Source organism: Streptomyces sparsogenes, assembly GCF_001704635.1.
GTDB lineage: Bacteria > Actinomycetota > Actinomycetes > Streptomycetales > Streptomycetaceae > Streptomyces > Streptomyces sparsogenes.
The window spans coordinates 28,389-48,293 of sequence record NZ_MAXF01000056.1; the positions used below are offsets into that span (position 1 = coordinate 28,389).

General features: G+C 74.7%; 11 protein-coding genes and 1 pseudogene. 5 read left to right on the plus strand and 7 right to left on the minus strand.

All coding sequences use genetic code 11. The annotated features are described in order from the left end of the window. Positions 1–27: 27 nt before the first annotated feature. From BBH68_RS12350 to BBH68_RS12360, 3 genes are read right to left on the minus strand one after another with little or no spacing between them, the layout of a single operon-like run. Positions 28–1,626, minus strand: a complete 1,599-nt coding sequence (locus BBH68_RS12350; protein ID WP_065961669.1) for a hypothetical protein — start codon at positions 1,624–1,626, stop codon at positions 28–30. Further along, a complete protein-coding gene (locus BBH68_RS12355) occupies positions 1,604–2,479 on the minus strand; it encodes a hypothetical protein (protein WP_065961671.1) in 876 nt (291 codons plus the stop codon). Before BBH68_RS12355 ends, BBH68_RS12350 begins: the two co-directional genes overlap by 23 nt. Continuing rightward, entirely contained in the window at positions 2,476–3,168 is a 693-nt protein-coding gene (locus BBH68_RS12360; protein ID WP_065961673.1) for a hypothetical protein, read from the minus strand. The genes BBH68_RS12355 and BBH68_RS12360 overlap by 4 nt, the downstream gene beginning before the upstream one ends. A gap of 306 nt (positions 3,169–3,474) precedes the next feature. Between BBH68_RS12360 and BBH68_RS12365 the strand changes: the two genes are divergently transcribed. After that, the gene (locus BBH68_RS12365; RefSeq protein WP_065961675.1) at positions 3,475–4,182 is read left to right on the plus strand and encodes a 4Fe-4S single cluster domain-containing protein; all 708 of its coding nucleotides are present in this window, start codon (positions 3,475–3,477) and stop codon (positions 4,180–4,182) included. 655 nt (positions 4,183–4,837) lie between these two features. Here the strand turns inward: BBH68_RS12365 and BBH68_RS12370 are convergent. Next, complete coding sequence (locus BBH68_RS12370) at positions 4,838–6,088, minus strand: macro domain-containing protein (RefSeq protein WP_245738027.1); 1,251 nt, start codon at positions 6,086–6,088, stop codon at positions 4,838–4,840. A gap of 192 nt (positions 6,089–6,280) precedes the next feature. Between BBH68_RS12370 and BBH68_RS12375 the strand changes: the two genes are divergently transcribed. From BBH68_RS12375 to BBH68_RS12390, 4 genes are all read left to right on the plus strand, one after another. Further along, the gene (locus BBH68_RS12375) at positions 6,281–8,842 is read left to right on the plus strand and encodes a serine/threonine-protein kinase (protein ID WP_245738028.1); all 2,562 of its coding nucleotides are present in this window, start codon (positions 6,281–6,283) and stop codon (positions 8,840–8,842) included. After that, positions 8,839–10,539, plus strand: coding sequence for a hypothetical protein (locus BBH68_RS12380; protein ID WP_065961681.1), 1,701 nt, complete (start codon positions 8,839–8,841; stop codon positions 10,537–10,539). The genes BBH68_RS12375 and BBH68_RS12380 overlap by 4 nt, the downstream gene beginning before the upstream one ends. Next, complete coding sequence (locus BBH68_RS12385) at positions 10,536–12,656, plus strand: AAA family ATPase (protein ID WP_065961684.1); 2,121 nt, start codon at positions 10,536–10,538, stop codon at positions 12,654–12,656. The genes BBH68_RS12380 and BBH68_RS12385 overlap by 4 nt, the downstream gene beginning before the upstream one ends. Before the next feature lie 311 nt (positions 12,657–12,967). Next, positions 12,968–13,396: an FHA domain-containing protein gene (locus BBH68_RS12390; protein WP_065961686.1), complete on the plus strand. Its 429-nt coding sequence runs from the start codon at positions 12,968–12,970 to the stop codon at positions 13,394–13,396. A gap of 103 nt (positions 13,397–13,499) precedes the next feature. Here the strand turns inward: BBH68_RS12390 and BBH68_RS12395 are convergent, their stop codons facing one another. The 3 genes and pseudogenes from BBH68_RS12395 to BBH68_RS12405 form a co-directional block, all read right to left on the minus strand. After that, the gene (locus BBH68_RS12395; RefSeq protein WP_076970936.1) at positions 13,500–14,132 is read right to left on the minus strand and encodes an RES family NAD+ phosphorylase; all 633 of its coding nucleotides are present in this window, start codon (positions 14,130–14,132) and stop codon (positions 13,500–13,502) included. 26 nt (positions 14,133–14,158) lie between these two features. Continuing rightward, entirely contained in the window at positions 14,159–14,845 is a 687-nt protein-coding gene (locus tag BBH68_RS12400; protein WP_065961689.1) for a hypothetical protein, read from the minus strand. Next, a pseudogene (locus BBH68_RS12405) lies at positions 14,842–19,827 on the minus strand (CHAT domain-containing protein); the annotation flags it as partial. The pseudogene BBH68_RS12405 and the gene BBH68_RS12400, both read right to left, overlap by 4 nt. Positions 19,828–19,905 lie beyond the last annotated feature (78 nt).

A 19,905-nucleotide genomic window follows, 5' to 3' on the forward strand; every position in this document is an offset into this window, starting at 1 on the left:
TGTGTGCTCACGGTCTGCCGGACGCCGTCAGTGCGGCAGCAGCGGCCACTTCTGGGACAGCCGCATGGCGGCCTCGGTCACCGCGGGGTCCGCGGACTGCGCCATCAGGCCGTCCAGGTACTTGTGGGCGGCTGCCTCGTACAGCTCGTCGACGGCGTAGAGGCGGGCCTCGAGGGCCGCGCGGCGGGCGGCGGCGCGGGTTTCCAGGGTGGCCTGGGCCTGCCTGGCGCGCTCGGCGCCCGCCACGTCCTCCTCGATCTCCCGCTCCAGCTCGCGCAGCCGCTCGGTGGTGGTCCGGTACGCCGCGAGGTACGGATGCTCCTCACCCAGGCCCAGCAGGAAGGCGATGCCGCCCGAGAGCAGCAGCAGCGCGACGAACATCAACGACACGCTGTGCGGGTCCAGGTTGAGCGACTCGAGGAGGCTCGGCTGGTGGCTGAGCCTGTCCCGCACCTCCTGGGGCACGTCGGCCGACAGCTCCAGCGGAGGCTCGTCCTGGAACGCCACCTTGGCCCGCAGATCGCCCAGCGCCCAGGCGCCGTACCCCCAGACGGCGATCAGCGCGAGCGCGGGCACGGCGGCGAGCCGGACCGCGCCGGTGCCGGAGCAGTGCCGCAGGATCCGGCCGCCGGTGTGCGGGGCGAGGATCATCGCCACGCCGACGGCCAGGGTGAGGCTGACGGAGAGCAGATTGGCGAAGGCGCCGACGCCGTGCAAATTCTCGAACACGGTGTAGTAGACGGGCAGTTCCACGAGCACCAGCAGCACCAGCACGCCGACCTTCAAGCGGTGCGATATGCCGGGCCGCGCCGCCGCGCCCTCCCAGGCCGCCCTGGTGGACAGGGCCCGGTCGGCCTCGGCGTCGGGCGCCGACAGGTCGTGGTCGGCCACGGACTGCCAGCCGGCGTGGTGCCTCGCGGTCTCCGGCTCGTCGTCGCGGTACGCCTGCGCCGGGCCGCGACGGGCGGCGGTCGCGCCGTTCACGCCTTGCGCGCCGGTCGAGCCCTGCGCGCCGGGCGGGTCGGCGGTGCCGCCGGTGCCATGGGTGCCGTCGGTCCAGTCCGGGGGCATCCGGTCGCGCAGCCACCGGCGCTCGAAGCCGCCCCGGATGGTGTCGCGGAAGTTCTGCCACCGGTCGGCCCGTCGCGCCAGCCGGTCCAGCTGCGCGACGGTGACCCGCTGCTGCTGCTCCAGGTCGGCGCGGCGCCGGCCCGCCCGCGTCAGCCGCTCCTCGGCGGTTGTGACGGCCGCCCGTACGCGGCCGGCCTCCAGGGCACCGGCCTCCTCGGCCCGCGCCGCCTCCTCGGTGAGCCGGTGCCTGACGCGGTTGCGCAGGCTGGCCAGTTCGGCGAAGTACGGGATCCGGTCGGGGCTGCCCAGCACCCAGGGGTCGAAGACCCGCCGGGTGCCGGCCACCTCGCCGCGCTTGCGGGCCCGGTCGGTGAGCCAGTCGCCGTCGCCGCCGCGGATGACGCCTGGCTCGACGGGCTCCGGCTGCGGCAGGGCCCCGTCGGGGAAGCGCCGCGCGGCGCGCCCGCGGTGCCCGCGGTCGGCGTCGGGCCCGCGGCGGCGCAGCCTCAGCCGCCGCGGGGCCTCGCCGTCGCTACCGGTAATCGGTGTGGACATGGGCCTTCATCCTCCCCTCCAGGACCTCCGTCCAGAACGCGTTGAACTGCTCGTACCGGGAGGTGTCGGTGTGGTACTTCATGCCGTAGCCCACCGGGTAGATGTCGGCGCCGGACAGCTCCGGCGTGCCGTGGGACTTCAGGAAGCCGTCGGCGGTCTTCTCGCGGCTCGCTTCGGTGGACAGGTCCTGCCGCCCCAGCCGGAAGTCGGGGTCGCCCTGGTCGAAGTCGCTCACCACGAGCACGTCGAACGAGGCGTCGCCGCCGGACGGCTTGGTCAGCGCGATCCGCGACAGGCCGCCGAGCACATCGGAGCCGGGCTCCTGCTTCTTGGCGCACTTCAGCAGCTTGATCGCGCTGGAGAGGGCGACCGTGCGCAGGGCCTTGCGGGTGTGGTCGCGGTCGGAGGTCTTCGAGCCGTCCGGGTCCAGGTCGAGGGGGCTGACCTGGCACTTGGAGGCCATGGAGACCTTGGTGATCGGGGCGAAGGACGTCTTGCGGCACTTACGGTCCTTCAGGAACGTGTCCAGCCTCGCCGTAAGCTTCGCCTCCGCGTCGAAGCCGGTCTTCGCGTCGACGGCCGAGCCCGACCCGTCGACCACGATGCCGCACGCCTGGGAGTAGCGCTCCGGTTCGTTGGACATCGCGTCGCAGGCCGTGCCGGCCGCGGCCAGGGCGAGCACCAGCGCGGCGGGCAGCGCGCGGCGGACGGTGACGCGGTGGGGAGCCGGGCGCGGGGCGGTCGCACGGCGTGGGGCCGGGCGACGGGCGGTTTCGCGACGGGGGGCCGGGCGCGGCCGGGCGGCGGGGCCTTGAGGGTCGGGGCCCTGGAGGGCGGGGTTGTCGGCGGTCATCGCGCACTCCTCCCGTCGGCGCGGTAGGTGTTCTGCCGCTCGAGTATCTGGAGCGCCCGGGACGTGGCCGTCCGGGCGTGTTCGTCGTCGGCCAGCAGCCATATGTCGGGCCGGTGCCAGGACGGGTCCAGCTCCACCCGGCCGGGCAGCCAGTCGCCGGGCGGGCGCCGGGCGAGGCGGCCGAAGTGGGGGTGGGCCGCGCGCACCCCGTCCCAGTAGCAGGCGAGCCGCTGGTTGGCCTGGTCGACGACGGCCTGCGCGTGCGACCGGCAGCGGTCCACGCTGGTGCGCCACTGGCCCACCCAGAGGCCGTACCGCGCCAGGGCGGCGGGCCTGGGGTCCTCGCGGACGTCGTACTGGGTGACCACGCGCACCGATTCGGCGCGCAGCCTGCTGATGAGGGCCTGCTCCCGGCCGATCAGCGAGGAGCGCAGCTGCTCGGTGGCCCGGCGGGCCGAGGTGCGCACCTCCATGACGTACGGGGTGATGAGCAGCTCCGGGGCAGGCGGCTCGATGGACGGCGGCGTGCCGTCCGGCCCGCCCCCGGGCGGTGCGGCGGCCACCGTGAAGGTGATGCGGGGCACGCCCCGGGCGGCGTCACGCCTGCCCCGATGGCGGGCCCTGAGGCGCGCGGTGGGGCCGAGCCCACCCCGGCGCGCCACGCCGTTGACACTGTCGGATGTGATCATGGATTTCCGTCCCCCGATTTCCTCGGCATGGAATTCGACTCCGGACCTCCCCTTTTACGGAAAGCAGCATTCCGCTTTGCTCCGCGCGGGGGCGCGGTGGCCGAGCCGAATACCTGTTCAGACCGTAGCGGTAACGTCATACCCGGGAATGCTCCCCGCACGGCCCACCCCCGAAAACGCCCGGAACTCAACCGGAGTTCGCCCGCGACCGCGTCTGGCCGCGCGTCATACTGGGCATGATTTCCGGGTCCCCTCTCATTGATCACGGAATTCGGTACCCGGCCGCGAGGGAAAGGAGACGGGCCGATGGAAAACGCCTCCCTGCGCCGGGATCCGGTGCTCCGGATCAGCGGGACGCACTTCCCGGTGGAGACCCTCGGGCCCGGCCGGCGGCTGGGCATCTGGCTGCAGGGGTGCGGGCTGGCCTGCGCCGGGTGCATGTCGCGGCACACCTGGGACCCGGGGGGTGGCGCCCCCCGCACGGTCTCGTCCCTGCTCGGACTGTGGCGCGCTGCGCTGGCGCGGGGGGCCGACGGGCTGACGGTCAGCGGCGGCGAGCCGCTCGACCAGCCGACCGGCCTGGCGGCCCTGCTGGCCGGGGCGGACCGCGCCCGCGCGCAGGCGCGGGCGCCGGGCGGCCCGGCGGCCGGGCGCGACATCGACTTCCTCCTGTACACGGGCTACGAGGAGGACGAAGTGGAGCGCGACGCGGCGCGCTCCGCCGCGGTCCACCACGCCGATGTCCTGGTGACCGGCCGCTTCCGGGCGGCCGAGCCCACGCGTCTGGTGTGGCGCGGCTCGGCCAACCAGCGCATGCGGCCGCGTACGGCACTGGGGCGGGCGCGCTACGAGGCGCATCTGACCCGGACGGCGAGTGGACCCCGTCTGCAAGTGGTCGAGGGAGAGGACGATGTGCGGCTCTACGGAGTGCCGTTGCGCGGCGAACTGTCGGCGCTGGAGCGCCGCCTGCGGCGAGCGGGGGTGCGCCTCACGGACCCGAGCTGGCGCCCGTGAGGGTGGCCGCGGGCGCGGGTGCGGGTGTCTGCCGGGGCGCGGGTGTCTGCGCGGGCGCGGGCTGGGCTGCGGGCGCGGGTGTCTGCGCGGGCGCGGGCTGGGCTGCGGGCGCGGGCCGGGGCGGATAGCGGGGCGGGGGGAGCGGGCGCGTGGTCCGCGGCCGGCGCGGTGGTCCCGGCTGCCGCAGGGGCCCGGTCCGTCGCAGGGGGCGCGGCCGTGGCAGGCGCCCGGGCCGCCGGCGGGCTCCGGGCCGGCGCAGGGGGCGCGGTCGCCGCACCGGGCGCGGTCGGTTCAGCGGGCGGAGTCGGCGCGGTGCGTGCAGGGACGCCGGTCGCCCCAGCGCGCGCCTTTGCCGCAAGGGCCGCCGTCGGCGTGGCCGGCGCGGTGGTCCCGGCTGCCGCAGGGGTCGTCCCCGCCTTCGCAGGGGTCCCGGCCGTCGCAGGGGGCGCGGTCGCCGCACCGGGCGCGGTCGGTTCAGCGGGCGGAGTCGGCGCGGTGGGTGCAGGGATGCCGGTCGCCCCAGCGCGCGCCTTTGCCGCAAGGGCCGCCGTCGGCATGGCCGCCGCAGGGGTCCCGGCTGCCGCAGGGGTCGCCGTCGCAGGGGTCCCGGCCGTCGCAGGGGGCGCAGGAGTCGCCGTCGCAGGGGGCGCGCGGGTCACAGTGCGCCTACGGCCTCGGCTATGTCGCGGGTGCGGACCACCAGGTGCACTCGCCAGCGGGCGTCCCGGGCGAGTTCGTCGCGGATCGCCCAGCGCAGCCAGGTCGCGCTGACCGCCGGGGCCAGCCCGCCCCGGCCCGCGCCGAGCAGGGGGAAGCAGATGGACGACAGCTCGGGGCGGTACCGGTCGCGCTCCGCGCGGGCGAGGGCGAAGCACGCGCTGACCGCGCGGGCGATGCTCTCCGGGCGCACCTCGTACGTGTCGTCCTGCGGTGTGGCCACCGCGGCGTGGTAGATCCGCCGGACGCCGCGCGCGGCGAGCGCCCCGGACGACGTGGGCACCACCGTGCCCGGCCGGACCGGCAGGCCCGGGCGCCCGTGGGCGCGCAGCCACGCGGCGAGTTCGCGCGTGAGCACGTCGTCGACGATCTCCCCGGCGGGGTCGCGCACGGCGGCGGCGAGGCGCAGCGCGCCGGAGACGGTCGGCCGGAAGGTCTTGGACATCTCCAGGTAGACGTTCTCCGAGGAGACCAAGACCTCGATGTCGCGGAGCAGTTCTATGGGCGAGACGTGCAGGGTGACGGTGCTACGCGCGTCCACCGGAACGCTGTCGACCCGCAGCGGGGGCTCCTGTCCGCCCTGGCCGCCGACGCCCCCCGCGCCCCCCGCGCCGCCTTGACGGCCTCGCCCGCCCGCGCCGCCCTGCGTGTCCTGGCCGCCTGCCCCGCCTGCGCCACCTGCGCCACCTGCGCCGACTGCGCCGACCGCGCCGACCGCGCCGACTGCGCCACCCGAGGGTGGCGGACCGCCCCGGCCCGTCTGCCGGGCGGGCGCGGAGGGCGGTTCCCGCAGGACGGTCAGGACGGCCTCGGCGAGCTGCTGGATCACCTGCGGTTCCTGATGTCTGCGGAACCGCTCGGGGGTGACCCCGTACACGCCGGCGGCCATCTTTCGGCGGTCGGCGGCGGGGGCGCCCCGGCGGTCGGGGAGCAGTCCGAAGGTGTGGGCCGCGGCCCGGCCGAGCAGGTCCTTCTCGCCGAGCCGCCGCACGGCCTCCTTGAGCAGGGCCTCGATGCCCGCCGGGGCGTCGTCGGGGCCGTCGCAGAAGCCGCCCGCCACGGCCACCGCGCGCAGCGCCGGCCGATCGGTTCCGCGCAGGCCGGCCAGCCCGGGCCTGCGGATGGTTTTCAGTTCGTCCAGGAGTTGATCGTATGTGGGCGGAGTTGACGGCAATGGCTCCTGACTCATGGTCACCAGGCTAGCGATGGGCGACGTAAGAGGAAATCGCGCCCGCGCCCGCCCGCCCGCTTTTGCCGTGCCTCGCCACAGCCGGGAATTCCGGGCCGTACGGGAACGCATTTCCGATTACCCGGGCCAGTTTTCTTGATCCACGGCCCGTCGATCTCCGCGACTCCCGCCATGACGCACGAGGTGACTGATGTGACCCAGCCGCAAGAACCGCCCGCCACGGAATACGAGGAATACGAGCCCGACGCACCACACGGGCCCGGCGCAGAGCACGGCAGGCCCGAGGAGAACCAGGCGTACGCCGCCGGACCGCCGCCCACCGAACACGAGGAGCCACCCCCACCGCCCCCGCCACCCGCCGCCGCGGCGGCCACCGCCGCGGCGCCCACCGAGGCCGAGTTCCCCACAGGGGTCGCGGAAACGCCCGCGCAGGTCGCGCACGGGGGACGCGACCTGCGCGGGGACACCTCGCTGCTGCCGCTCTCGCTGCGCGACCGGTTCCGGCTGCGGGCCGTGCTGCGCCGCCCCGAGCGCCCGTACCAGGCGGCGGTCTACCGCGTCGAGGACGACCACGGCACCCACATCATCAAGTGGTACCACCGCGGCCACGCCCCCGACCCCCGGGTGTGGGAGCTGCTGGGCGAGCGGCCGCGCCGCCACCTCACCCACCTCACCGAGGCCGACGACACCGGGGCGGACGGCCACCCGTACGACCTGGCCCCGTCCTACGGCGAGACCGACCTCGCGCGCTACCTGAAGGACAATCCCGGCCCCGTCGACCCCGCGTTCATCCTCCACGTCGTACGGCAGCTCCACGAGGCCCTCACCACCCTGCACGAGCTGAGCATCGTGCACCGGGACCTCAGCCCGGCCAACATCGTGCTCGGCAGCCTGGACCCGGCCGCCCCGGACCTCGTGCTCGTCGACTTCGCCGTCTCCGCCTACGAGCCCGACGAGCGCTACACCCGCGACGAGCGCTGGGTCGGCACCGCCCTCTACATGTCCCCGCAGGCCTCGCTGCGCAACCAGCTCATCCACCCGCCCGCCGACTGGTGGTCGCTCGGGATGATCGTCGCCGAGATGGCCGGCGGCCGGCACCCCGTCCCGTTCACCGACAACGACTTCGTCCGGGAGGAGATCAGCTCCCGCGCCCCGGACCTGTCGCTGGTCACCGACCACCGGCTGCGGCTGCTCTGCATGGGGCTGCTCACCCGGGACCCCGAACGCCGCTGGGGCACCGACGAGGTGGCGCAGTGGCTGGTGGGCGGCTCGCCGCCGATCGCCCCGTGGGAGGCGGGCGCCGCCCCCGGCGCCTCGGACCCGGCCGAGGACCCGGACATCGAGCCGTTCGCCTTCCTCGGCGAGGAGTTCACCAAGCCGAGACAGCTGGCCAGGGCCTTCAGCGAGAACTGGCGGCAGACCCGGCGCCTCCTCGGCCGCCGCCGCGACCGGACCGAATTCACCCGCTGGCTGCGCCAGTTCGAGGGCCGGCCGGGCCGCGACCCCGACGAGCTGGCGGCGCTGCTCGACCTGCTGGAGTCGCACGCGTACGCGACCCCGCTCCGGGAACCCGAGCCCACCACCCTGGTGCGGCTGATCTCCTGGCTCGGCCCCACCCTCGACGCCTCCTACCGCGGCGTGCCGCTCGACCGCGCGGGGCTGGGCGAACTGCTGGAGGGGGCCGGGCACGGCGACGAGTTGGCCCTCTCCGTGGTCGAGGACCTGCGGGACCACGCGATCCTGCCGCTGCTGGAGTCGCGGCCCGGCGGCGAGGGGCTGGCCGGGGTGCAGCAGCGGTGGCTGACGGCCCGCTCCCGCTGGCGGGGCCTCGTCGACGAGGTGATCCAGGAGTCGCCCCGGCTGCGCGGCATGCGCGCCGAGGTCCGCGCCGCCACCCGGCTCGACCGCTCCCGGCTCACCGCCCTGCTGTCGCTCGCCGCGGCCCCCGAGGTCTACCGGCAGCGGCTCGGGGAGCGCGCCACCGCCGCCCTGGCCCGGCTGCCGCAGCCGGTGGCCTGGTACGAGCGGCTGGTGCGCGACCCCGACGACCTGGTCCGGCTGCAGCTGGCCGTGTGGCTGGCCGGGCTCGCCGACGAGGAGGCCACTCAGGCGCAAAGCCGGCTCGACGGCGAGCGCGCGCTCCTGCGCCGGGCCCGCGACCTGGACGTCGCCGCCCGGTGGGTGAGCAGACAGGACCGACTGCCCACGCTCGGCTGGGCCCTGGGCGGGGCGTTCGCGGCCGTCTTCCCGTGGATCTTCCTCATCGGGCTGAGCGACGTCGGCGGGCGCCCGGCCCAGCAGACAGTGCTGACGGCCTGGATGCTGTCCGTCCCGGGGGCCGCCGCGGTCGTGGCCATGGAGCTGTGGACGGCGTACCGCATCGGAAGCCCCGGCTACCACCCTGACCGGTCGCTCGCCGGGCTGCTGACCGACCGCACGCTGCCCGTCGCCCGCTTCATACGGCGCCCCGGCGCGCGTTTCCCCGTCCGGGGCCTGCTCATCCTGCTGCCGATCGGCCTGCTGTGGCTCACCCTCCGCTACGCCGCCTGGGTGTGGCCGATGGCCACCGTGGCCGCCCTCGCCTTCTGGACCTGGCACCGGCTGCGCGGCTGGCGTCGCCATGTGGCGGAGCTGCGCGCCCGGGACGACCAGGCGCGCCGCGACCGCCACCCGAGAACCACGAGAACACGGCCGACGACGACACCGCCGACAACGACGGTGGCCGCCCCTTCGCGATCAGGAAGCGCCACATGAGTTCAGGACAGGCCGACTTCACCCTCGACGCCGTGCTGCCGGACGTGTCCTTCCCGCAGCCCCCGGCCGTCGCCGACCCCTTCCAGACCACGGTGCCCAGCGGCGTTCAGGACGGCGTGCGGGGCACCGGCGTCTCGGACCACGCCCGCGACACCATCAGCGACAACATCGGCGGGCACATCCCCGGGCACATCCCCGGAAACGTCGGCCGGCACCTCGGGGAGGCCGTCCACAACGCCACCGGCCACGCGCTGGACGCGGCCATGGACCAGCTCCACGACATGGTGGTGCCCGCCCTGATCGGCCTCGGCTCGCTGAGCGGGGCCGTGCTCGTCGGCCGCGCCGCCATGGCCGGGGCGCAGGTGCTCGCGGCCGCCGCCATCCGGGCCGCCGAGGCCCAGGCCGAGCTGCGGCAGCGGCAGTTGGAGGCGAGCCAGGCGGCGGCCTGCTGGCGGGACGTGGCCTTCGCCGCCGTCCGGGCCAACGCCCGCATCGAGGCGCTGGGCGCGCGGATCCGGCGGGCGGCCGCGGCCGCCGGGCCCGACGGGCCGCCGGACCCGCCCGACCTGCCGCCGCCGCTGACCCTCGTCGGCCTGGACCTGGAGGAGGCGTGGCGGCGGCTGGCCGACACCGACCGCCGGCTGCGCGGCGCCGAGGCCGCGTACGCGCGGGCCACGATGGCGGCGGTCGGCAGCTCGGCGCCCGGGACGTACCCGGAGGCCTCCGTCTGGAACATCAAGCTGCGCGCCCGGCGCCGCCGCGCGCTGGAGGAGTACGAGGCGGCCGCCACCGAGGCCGAGGCGCGGGCCTCGGCATCCCCGCCGCCGCGGGCCGCCGCCTCGGCCGCGGGGGCGGCCGCGCCCACCGAGGACGAGGTGCTGCGGCAGGGCGCCGACCTGCTGGCCATGCTGCCGCGGAACGTGTCGGTGGCGGACTACCGGCTGGTCGAGGAGAAGGTCACCGTCGCCGCGGAGGTCGCCACCCGGCGGCCCGCCGCCGCCAAACGGCACCTGCGCGAGGCCGCCCGCTTCGCCGAGCGGCTGACGCGCGAGGCCGAGCGGCGGCAGGAGACCGAGGAGTGGGCGGCCCAGCGGCTGGCCTTCCTCCGCGACGTCCCGCCCGGCGCCCCCGTCCCGCTGCCCGACGCCACCGCGGAGATCGCGATCCTGCGGCGCTGTCTGGACGACGGCCGGCCGCCGGAGGCCCCCGAGCGGGACCGGGTCGAGGCCCGGGTCGGCGAGCGCGTCGACGCCTACCAGCGGGCCTACGCCGCGGAGGTGATCCGCGCGGCCGTCCGGCACTCGGATCCCGGGACGGCCACCCGGGCGGCCCGCTCCTCCGCCTCCGCGACGGACCAGGTGATCGAGTGGACCCCGCCGGGGTGGGGCGACGACCACTGGCTCCGCATCACCGTGGACGCCCATGGCACCGCCCGGGTCGCCACCATGCACCGCGACCGCGACCCGGCCGAGGAGACCGACGCCGACCGCGAACTCGACTGGCGGCGGTGCGTCGAGGCCCCCGACCACCTGCGGGAGCTGCGGCGGCTGGCCGAACGGGCCGGCCTCGCCCTGCCGTTCACCTTCGACGAGCCGCCCGCCCGCCCGGCCCCGCGCACGGCGGCCCGGCCCGCCCACGACCACCGCCCCGCGCGCAAGGCCCGCCACCGCGACCGCGACCAGGAGCAGCATCGATGACCGAGGCAGGAACGACGCCGGTACCCCCGGCGGGCCGCGGGGACCGCAGGCTCCCGGCCTTCGTCGAGGAACTGGTCGGCACCCTCAGCGTCCACTCCCAGTACGTGCTGCACGGCAGCATCCGCGACCTCCACCTCGTACGCCACGACAGGGCCCCCGACGAGGACGGCCCGGACCGGCAGTACGACGCCCACCACACCCTCACCGAGGTGCTGTGGAACGCCCTCTGGCAGGAGGGCTACGAGGCCCTGATCCGCTTCGACATCGCGGACGGCTTCACCGTCGTCACCGGCCCCGCCGAGAACCAGGTGCGCGAGCTGCTGCACGGCCGCCACTCCCCCGCGCCGGACCGCGCCCGGCGCGCCGACACCGCCGTGCAACTGGCCGACGCGGAACGGACGCTGCGCTCGATCGTCACCGGCTGGAAGGAGCACGGGCAGCGGCGGCCCAACCCGCCCGACGGCCGGCCGCGCCCCGGCACGACACAGCGCCTGGACCCGTATCGCGTGGTCGTCCTCATCGACTACGCCGCCCGGATCCCCACCGATGTCACCCGGCTCAGCGACCCGGAACGGGACTTCTTCCTCAACTGCCTCAAGCTGGCCGAGGACGCCAAGCCGATTCCGTACCGGCGGACCGGGCGGGCGCTGTTCAACCCCGTGATCTGGCTCGCCGAAGGCGAACGCGACCTGCCCACCTGGCTGGTGGCCGGCAGCGAGCGGGTCCGCACCATCGGCATCCCGCTGCCCGACCTGGGCAGCAGGCGACGCATGGCGCAGCTGCTCGCGAAGGAGCACATCGCCAAGGAGGAGCGCGGGGGCGGGCGGGTACGGCTCGACAAGGACCGGCTCGGCAAAGACCGGCTTGGCAAAGACCTGCCCGGTGACGGCCTGTCCGGTGAAGGACCGCTCGGCGAGGACCGGCCCGGTGAAGGGCGGACGCCGGACGAACACGACATCGACACCTTCACCAGGGCCACCGCCGGGCTGACCCTGCGCGCCATGCGGGAGAGCGCCCACATGGCGCTCGACCGCGGGCTGTCGTTCGCCGAGATGCGGGACGCCGTGCGGATCTACCAGCTCGGTGTCAAGGACAACCCCTGGCAGGCGGACTACGTCCGCAAGCAGATCAGGAACGGCGAGGCGTACATCCGCTCCCGCGTGAAGGGCCAGGAGAAGGCGGTCGGCAAGACGCTGGACATCCTCAAGCGCGCGGCCCTCGGCCTGTCCGGCGCCCAGGCCTCCCATCCCGGCAGCCGGCCGCGCGGTGTGCTCTTCTTCGCCGGTCCGACCGGCACCGGCAAGACCGAGCTGGCCAAGTCGGTGGCCCATGTGCTGTTCGGCACCGAGGACGCCTGTCTGCGCTTCGACATGAGCGAGTTCTCCGCCCCGCACTCGGTGGACCGGCTGCTCGGCGCGCCCCCGGGGTACGTCGGCTACGAGGCCGGGGGCGAGCTGACGACGGCGGTGCGCAACGACCCCTTCCGGGTGGTGCTGTTCGACGAGATCGACAAGGCGGACAAGGGCGTGCTGGACAAGTTCCTCCAGGTGCTGGAGGACGGCCGGCTCACCGACGGGCAGGGGGTCACCACGTACTTCAGCGAGTGCGTGCTGATCTTCACCTCCAACCTCGGCGTCAGGAAGCGCACCGGCGAGGGCGGGCGCACCGGGCGGGTGGCCGAGCCCGGCATGCCGTACCACGAGCTGGAAGAGATCATCCTGAGCAATGTCAAGGAGCACTTCGTCGAGGAGATCGGCCGCCCGGAGCTGATGAACCGGCTCGGCGGCAACGTGGTGGTCTTCGACTACATCGACGCCAAGGTGGCCGCCGAGATCTTCGACTCCCAGGTGGGCAACATCCAGCGGGTGCTGCGGGAGGAGCAGGGGGTGCACCTGCGGCTCTCCGAGGAGGCCCACCGGGCGCTGTCCGACTACTGCACGTCCGATGTCCACAACGGCGGCCGGGGGATCGGCATGCTGCTGGAGACGCATCTGATCAACCCGCTGGCCCGGGCGCTGTTCGACCAGGAGGCGCTGGCGGGCACGGCGGTCACCGTCACCGGCGTACGGCCGGCCGGGGACGGGACGGTGGCCCTGGACCTGCGGGTCGTACGGTGAGCGGCGGGGCCGCGCCGGCGGGCTGGTGGCGCGAGGACGACGACGAGGAGGAAGGGCCGGAGGAAGGACCCCTTCCGGAGGAAGCACCGGCGGAACGGGAGCCCGGGCGCGAGCCGGAGTCCGGGCCGCCGCCGGGGCCGCGGTGGCAGTCGCTCGAGGAGCCGGGGCCGACGGTAGACCCTGGCCCGACGGTAGACCCTGAGCCGACGGTAGGGCCTGAGCCACCCGTCCGGCCCGGCCCCGAGCCGCCGCCGGGGACCGGCCGGGCCGGGTCCTCGGTGTCCGAGCCCTGCTGGAGCTGCGGCGCGGCGATGACTCCCCGCGACGCCCGCTGTCCGTCCTGCGACAGCACGCGCACCCATGTGCTGCTGATCTGCGGCGATCCCTGTCTGGAGCTGAGACACGGCCCCGGCCCGCCGCTCACCCTGGGCCGCCACCCGGACTGGGCACCGCGCACCGCCGCCTTGTTCGCCGACCGGCCGAAGATCTCCCGGCGCCACGCCTCGATCACGGTGGAGCCGGACGGGACCGCGTGGGTCGAGGAGCCCCCCGCGGGCAGCCACAACGGCACGTTCCTCAACAACGCCCGGCTCGCGCCCGGCATCCGCACCCCGTTGCGCGACGGCGACCAGCTCCGGCTCGGCCTGCGGGTCAGCATCGCCGTACGGCTGTACGGGCCGGGCACCGCCACCGGCCCCGCGACCGGCACCGCCGCCAGCCCCGACATTGGCATCGGCTGAGCCGAAGCCGGAGTCGAAGCCGAGCCGAAGCCGAGCCGGGGCCGGACCCTGGGCCGGTCCGGCCGGGCCGCGGGGCGGCAACCCCCGTGCCGCCCCGCGCGCCTCACATCCGCATGCCCGGCGGCACGATGACCGCCCGCAGCGGAACCAACAGCCGGTTGGCCTCGCCCGCCCCCTCGAACGTGCCGAGGTTGTGCGCTTGCCCCGGCACCGCCTTCAGCGGCTCCGCCCCGCAGCGGTCGCCGAACAGCACCACGGCGTGGTGCGGCCGGTGGCGCCGCGACTGCCACCGCAGCCCTTGGGCGCGCGGCACCTGCCGCCGTATCTCCCGGGCCCAGGCGCGGGTCTGCGCATAGCCCGGCCCGTCGGTCTCCAGCAGCCACGCGTCCTGGAACACCGCGGCCAGGTCCTCCTCCGTGACCAGATCCACGAGGAGCAGGTCCTCGGTGAGCCGCAGCTTGGACAGCGAGCGGATCGCCGCCTTCGCCCACGGCACCTGACGCGTCCCGGCCGGCCAGGTGAACTCCATGTCCCGCAGCAGCACCTCGGCCAGCGCGGTGGTCGGCTCCAGGGCCGCGTACAGATACGGATACGGGTCGTCGGCCGTGCCGTCGAAGCGGCTGCCGCCGAAGTGGGGGTGCGCGGCGACCGGGTTGAACGCGGTGCAGGGGAACGCCGTCTCATGACACCGCCACAGCTCGGTGCCCGCGTCCAGGACCGACAGGTTCGGACTCATGCGCGCGTCCTCGCACGGGGCCTGCTCTACCATGCGCCGTCTCCGATCAGCGCGGCGGCGGCCTCGGTCAGCAGCGCGTCCGGCACCTGGCCGACCAGGGCGGCGGGTGTGTCGCGCAGCCAGGCGTTGCCGGCGAGCCACCAGTCGGCCGCCCCCCAGGGGTCCTGGTCGGACAGCAGCAGTCTGTTGATCCGCTGCACCACCGGACGTGGCTCCCCGGTATCCGGATCGAACTGGAAGTCCGGGTAGCGGTCCCCCAGTTCCGGATCCGTCAGACGGATGAGCCCGGCCCGGTCCGGATCCTGCGCGGCGGCGCCCGTCAGCCGCTCCGGGCCGCGCGCGGGCGCGGTCAGCAGCCGCTGCCTGACTCCCCGGGCGATCTCGGCGCTCGCCGGGTCGAGCACCGGCCAGTCCACCGACTCCAGCAGCCTTATCACTTCGTCGAGTTCCCCGGCGTCCGGCAGGACCGCCGACGGCGCCGCGCCCCCGGACCGGAACTGGTCCATCCGCCTGCGCAGTTCGTTCTCGCGCGGCAGGGCCAGCAGGCACCGCCGCACCTCGAGCACCGCGAGGCGTACGGCCCTCGTGTCGTCCCCCACCTCCCCGAGCCGTCGCACGCTGTCCTGGAAGCGGGCGTACTGCGCGGCGGTGAGCGACGCGCGGATCTCCGGCAGATGCCGGCGCAGCAGTCCCAGCAGATCGTTCGTGGTCATGGCCGTCCTCCCGCCACAGTGGCCTGGGCAGCCGGGTTGCCCTGGTGGATGAATCCGCCCCAGGACACGACCCGGGCCAACCCCCGCACATTGCCCTCGGTCTCCGCCAGCAACTCATCCGTCAGCCCGGGCACGGGTTCGCGCTCCGGGTCGAGCATCCACAGCTGCGCGGCCCGCAGCGCGTCCGGCGGGGCCAGCCCGGACACCGTCAGATGGTGGTGGAAGACCACCATCAACGCGGCGGACGCACTGTCCGACACCTTCCACCGCGAACCCACCACATCCGTGGCCCCGCGCGCCAGCAACGCCGTCGTCGGCGTCAGCGCCTCGTCGTGATCCCGACTGCTGAGGTCCGTCTCACAAGCGCTGAGCACGATCAACGGCCCCGCGATCCCCTCCCCGACCGGCCCGGCCGGTACGTCGAGAATGCGCGTGACGGTCAACCGGCCGGTCCCGTCGGCGCCTTCGGCGAGGTGGAGCGCCGAGTCAGTGGGCCGCAGCCCCGCCAGGCCGTGCACCACCAAGTGCAGCAACGAGGCCGCGGGCCCAACAGGACCGTCCGGCAGGTGGGTCAGCACATCCTCAGGCGTGCCCAGAGCACCTTCCGGCGCGTCCTCATGCCAGCCGTAAACCCGCGCCCCCGGGTAGTACGCCTCACGCAAGGCCGCCACCTCATCCCGCGCCCACATCAAGTCACCACTCGGATCCGCCACCAGCACCACCCGCTCCCCCACCGCCATCCGCCCACGCCGCGCAGCCCGCAGAAACTCCCCACCCGACGCCGCGTACGACACCACCGCCACCTCGCACACATACGTGTACGGCCGACCCACATCCGCCTGCGGCACAGGCAGTCGAGCGGCATGCCAGGGCACCGCACCGAGATTGCCGCACGGCACGAGGACCAGCCGCGCAGGGCGGTCCCGTTCGTCCGGCCAGTCCGCGGCACGCGACCTCAGGCCCTTCAGCACCGGCCCGAGCACAGCCGGACCCGCCCAGTCGCACAACGCCTCCAGCGCGGCTTCCCACTGCCGGTGAGCCTCGTCGTACGCGTCCACATCGCCCTCGGGCACGGCCGAACGCCGCGCGCCCGCCTCGAAGTAGCTGTCCAACGGCTCCCGGCCCAGCGGGCCGAGCCCCGGCACGCCCATCGCCGCCGGCTCGCCCGTACACGGCACCAGGACGGCCGCTCCCCCGGCGACACCCTGGCCGGGCAGCAGGTACACCAACGCGTCCGTGCCAGTGGCCCGCAGTCCTTCCCGCAGCTCCGCGAGCCGGGGGGCGTCGAGCAGCCCGCGCAACCCCTCCGAGCCGTCGTCCGGCCGCCGCAGCACGTCCAGCGCGCGACGGCGCAACGTGCTGGGGATGGTGAAGCCGGGGGTGGTGAAGCTGGGCGTGGTGAAGCCGGGGATGGTGAAGCCGGAGGCGGCGTGCGGCGGGAGGCCTCCCACGGCAGTCCGCCACTGCTCGGCCAACTCCGTCTCGCCCCGGGCGGCCAACTGCTCGGGCACCCCGGCGGCCGCGGCCGCCGCGCGCAGCACCAGCCCCCGCCCCGCCTCCAGCGACTCCACCGCCTCGCCGACCGACCCGAGTTCGGCGGCCCAGCGCGCGGCGTACAGCCCGCGGCTGGCCCCCGCCCTGGCCACCTCGAGGCCGTGCTCGGCGCCGAGTTGCAACAGCACGTCCTCGGCCAGCACCCGCAGCGACTCCCGCGCGGCGCCCACCGCCGCGCCCCGGTCGTCGTGCTCCCGGTCGTCGCGCAGCCGGTACGCCTCGGCCAGCTCCCACAGCACCTTCTGCGTGAGGTCCGGGTTGGGGCGCTCGGTGAGACACTGCCGGGCCTGCTCCAGCTCGCCGACCGCCTCCTCCAGGACGGAGCGGTCACCGGTGGACGCGTGGACGGCCCGCAGCGCGAGCGCTATGGCCTGCCGTGCGACCACCTTCTGGTGGGGCATCGCAACAGGGCTGTCCAAGGCCCGCCGGGCATGTGCCACGGCCTCCAGGACACGTTCGGGATCCGGCTCGATCCAGGAGCAGAGACCCAGCCCGGCTGCCCGTAGCGAGTCCAAAAAGGGCCGCATGGAGTCGGGCAGGCTGGGATGCCCCGCCGCCTCCTCGACATAGGCCACGCCGGTACGCAGAGCGGTGACCCCGCCGTCCAGCATGGCCAGCGCCAAATGGACCTGGCTGAGCAGCATGAGGACCAGGTATTGCCACTCGCCGCTATCGCCGGTCTCCTCCAGCAGGTCGAGCAGCTCGTCGAGCAGGTCCTCCAGCTTCTCGGTGTCCCGCTCGTCCACGGCCTCGGTGATGCGCGACAGGACGCGCATGCACTGGTACAAGATGCGGAAGCTCGCGCCGTACCCCATGGCGTGGGCCGAGTCGAAGGTCGTGGGACCGGAGTCGAAAAGCCCGTCGACGTGGGCCAGCGCCTGGTCGCGGTCCGTGAGATTGCCGCCCATGATGGAGGACAGGCCCAGCAACCCGGGTGAGAGGAGCCCGGCCAGCCAGTTCACCCGCTCCGCGCCGGCCGCGGCCCCGCTCATCGAATCCGCCGCGTCGGCCAGCAGGTCCGGGTCACCGGTGCGCATGCCGTGCACCAAGCGGGCCAGCGCGGCTCGCATCGCGGTCTCCGCCGCTCCGCCTTCCGATCCCTGGCCCACCGCTTCGACCAGGGCGCCCAGGTCCTCCACACGGATGCTCCCGGGGAACTTGTTCTCCAGCAGCACGGCCAGGTCCGCAGGCGTCATGACGTCAACTTCATCGGTGGGCTCGGTCGCCGACCCGGCCTCACCGTCCTCACCGCCGCCCGCAGACCTGATGAAATCGTCGATCGTGTCGGTTACGGCCAGCATCAGATCGGCCCTGGGGTCAGGAGACCGCTCCGCCAACTGGGCCGCCAGCTCGGTCATCTGCGCCCAACCCCCGGATCGCAACGCGGGAAGCCGCTGAAGTGTCCGGGCCGTCCACAGCAGGGGCTCGCCCACCCTCGCGGGCAGTGTCGGCGCCCACTCCGTCAGCAGCTCGCACAGCTCCGTCACCTCCGGAGCGAGCTCGGAGTCGCTCGCCCAGATCCGGCTGCCCGATTCGAAGACCTCCACGAAGCGGGACAGCGTGCCGTCCCACTCCCCCATGGCGGGCATCTGAAGCAGCGCGGCGTGGTAGGCGGTGGCGGTCCACTCGTCCCGAGGGTCGAGGCCCCCGACGGCACGGGCCGCGCGCAGCAAGTCCAGCCCACGGGCTCGATCACTGTCCGTGGAGTCCCGCTTGTAGCGGTAGGCGTAGAGGCAGCCGAGCCTGGCCCGTACGGTGCAGAGCAGCGGATCGGCGTCCGGCGCGCTTCCGGCCAGGGCGTCTTCGGCTGCGTCGAGTTCGGCCGTCACACGGTCGACGATCACCGGATCGCGCGCTGCACCTGGGCGAGTGGAGTCCCGCCGGGAAGCGTCGGCGCCCGGAGGGGTCAAGCGGATCAGTGGGATCCAGGGCAGGGCCCTCTCCGCTGCCCGTTCTGCTCGGGCACGTATCTCCCCGTTGTCCTCCCTCAGCGTGAACCCGCAGGGCGCGGGGTTGCCCTGGTGGATGAATCCGGCCCACGACACCACACGGGCCAGGCCGACCACATTGCCCTCGGTCTCAGCCAGCAGATCACCGCTCAGCCCCGGCACGGAACACCGGCCGGGATCCAGCATCCACAGCTGCGCGGCCCGCAACGCGTCCGGCGGGGCCAGCCCGGACACGGTCAGGTGGTGGTGGAAGACCACCATCAACGCGGCGGACGCGCTGTCCGACACCTTCCACCGCGAGCCGACCACATCCGTGGCCCCGCGCGCCAGCAGTGCCGTCGTCGGGGTCAGCGCCTCGTCGTGGTCCCGGCTGCTGAGGTCCGTCTCACAGGCGCTGAGCACGATCAACGGCCCCGCGATCCCCTCCCCGACCGGCCCGGCCGGTACGTCGAGAATGCGCGTGACCGTCAACCGGCCAGTCCCGTCGTCGCCTTCGGCGAGGTGGAGCGCCGAGTCGGTGGGCCGCAGCCCCGCCAGACCGTGCACCACCAAGTGCAGCAACGAGGCGGCGGGCGCGGCCGGGCCATCAGGGAGGTGCGTCAGCACATCCTCAGGGGTGCCCAGAGCACCTTCGGGCGCATCCTCATGCCAGCCGTAGACCCGCGCCCCGGGGTAGTACGCCTCACGCAAGGCCGCCACCTCATCCCGCGCCCACAGCAAGTCACCACTCGGATCCGCCACCAGCACCACCCGCTCCCCCACCGCCATCCGCCCACGCCGCGCAGCCCGCAGAAACTCCCCACCCGACGCCGCGTACGACACCACCGCCACCTCGCACACGTACGTGTACGGGCGCCGCCCCCCGGGCTCCGTCGCCGGCAACCGGGCGGCATGCCAGGGCACCGCACCGAGATTGCCGCACGGCACCAGCACCAGCCGGACAGGCGCACCATCCGGACGGACCCCCAACGCGCCCAGCACCGGCCCGACCACGGCCGGACCAGCCCAGTCGCACAACGCCTCCAACGCGGCTTCCCACTGCCGATGGGCATCGTCATACGCGTCCACGTCGCCCTCGGGCACGGCCGAACGCCGCGCGCCCGCGTCCAGATAGCGCTCCAGCGGCTCCCGGCCCAGCGCGCCCAGTCCTGGCAGCTCCAGCGTGGAGGGCTCATCGCCACGCGGCACCAGGACGGCCGCGCCGTCGGCGTTGGTCTGGCCGGGCACCAGGTACACCAGGGCGTCGGCGCCGACGGTCCGCAGGCCCTCCCGCAGGGCCGGGACTCCGGGCGCGGCGAGCAGTCCGCGCAGCGCCGCCGAGCCGCCGCCGTCGGGGCGCCGCAGCGCGTCCAGCGCGCGGCGGCGGAGGGTGCTGGGGATGGCGAGACCGGGGGTGGGCTGGGCCGTCATGACCTGGGAGAGCACGGTGCGGATCTCCTCCGGGGTGCCCGCGCCGAGGCCGATGTCACCGCTGCCCAAGCCACCACTGCCGGAACCACCACTGCCGGAACCACCGCTGCCCAAGCCACCCCTGCCCGAACCACCACTGCCCGAACC

What these genes read in the sequence shown, in the direction of transcription:
- BBH68_RS12350 (WP_065961669.1), bottom strand. Translation starts at nt 1,626, where the DNA reads ATGTCCACACCGATTACCGGTAGCGACGGCGAGGCCCCGCGGCGGCTG.
- BBH68_RS12355 (WP_065961671.1), bottom strand. Translation starts at nt 2,479, where the DNA reads ATGACCGCCGACAACCCCGCCCTCCAGGGCCCCGACCCTCAAGGCCCC.
- BBH68_RS12360 (WP_065961673.1), bottom strand. Translation starts at nt 3,168, where the DNA reads ATGATCACATCCGACAGTGTCAACGGCGTGGCGCGCCGGGGTGGGCTC.
- BBH68_RS12365 (WP_065961675.1), top strand. Translation starts at nt 3,475, where the DNA reads ATGGAAAACGCCTCCCTGCGCCGGGATCCGGTGCTCCGGATCAGCGGG.
- BBH68_RS12370 (WP_245738027.1), bottom strand. Translation starts at nt 6,088, where the DNA reads ATGAGTCAGGAGCCATTGCCGTCAACTCCGCCCACATACGATCAACTC.
- BBH68_RS12380 (WP_065961681.1), top strand. Translation starts at nt 8,839, where the DNA reads ATGAGTTCAGGACAGGCCGACTTCACCCTCGACGCCGTGCTGCCGGAC.
- BBH68_RS12385 (WP_065961684.1), top strand. Translation starts at nt 10,536, where the DNA reads ATGACCGAGGCAGGAACGACGCCGGTACCCCCGGCGGGCCGCGGGGAC.
- BBH68_RS12390 (WP_065961686.1), top strand. Translation starts at nt 12,968, where the DNA reads ATGACTCCCCGCGACGCCCGCTGTCCGTCCTGCGACAGCACGCGCACC.
- BBH68_RS12395 (WP_076970936.1), bottom strand. Translation starts at nt 14,132, where the DNA reads ATGAGTCCGAACCTGTCGGTCCTGGACGCGGGCACCGAGCTGTGGCGG.
- BBH68_RS12400 (WP_065961689.1), bottom strand. Translation starts at nt 14,845, where the DNA reads ATGACCACGAACGATCTGCTGGGACTGCTGCGCCGGCATCTGCCGGAG.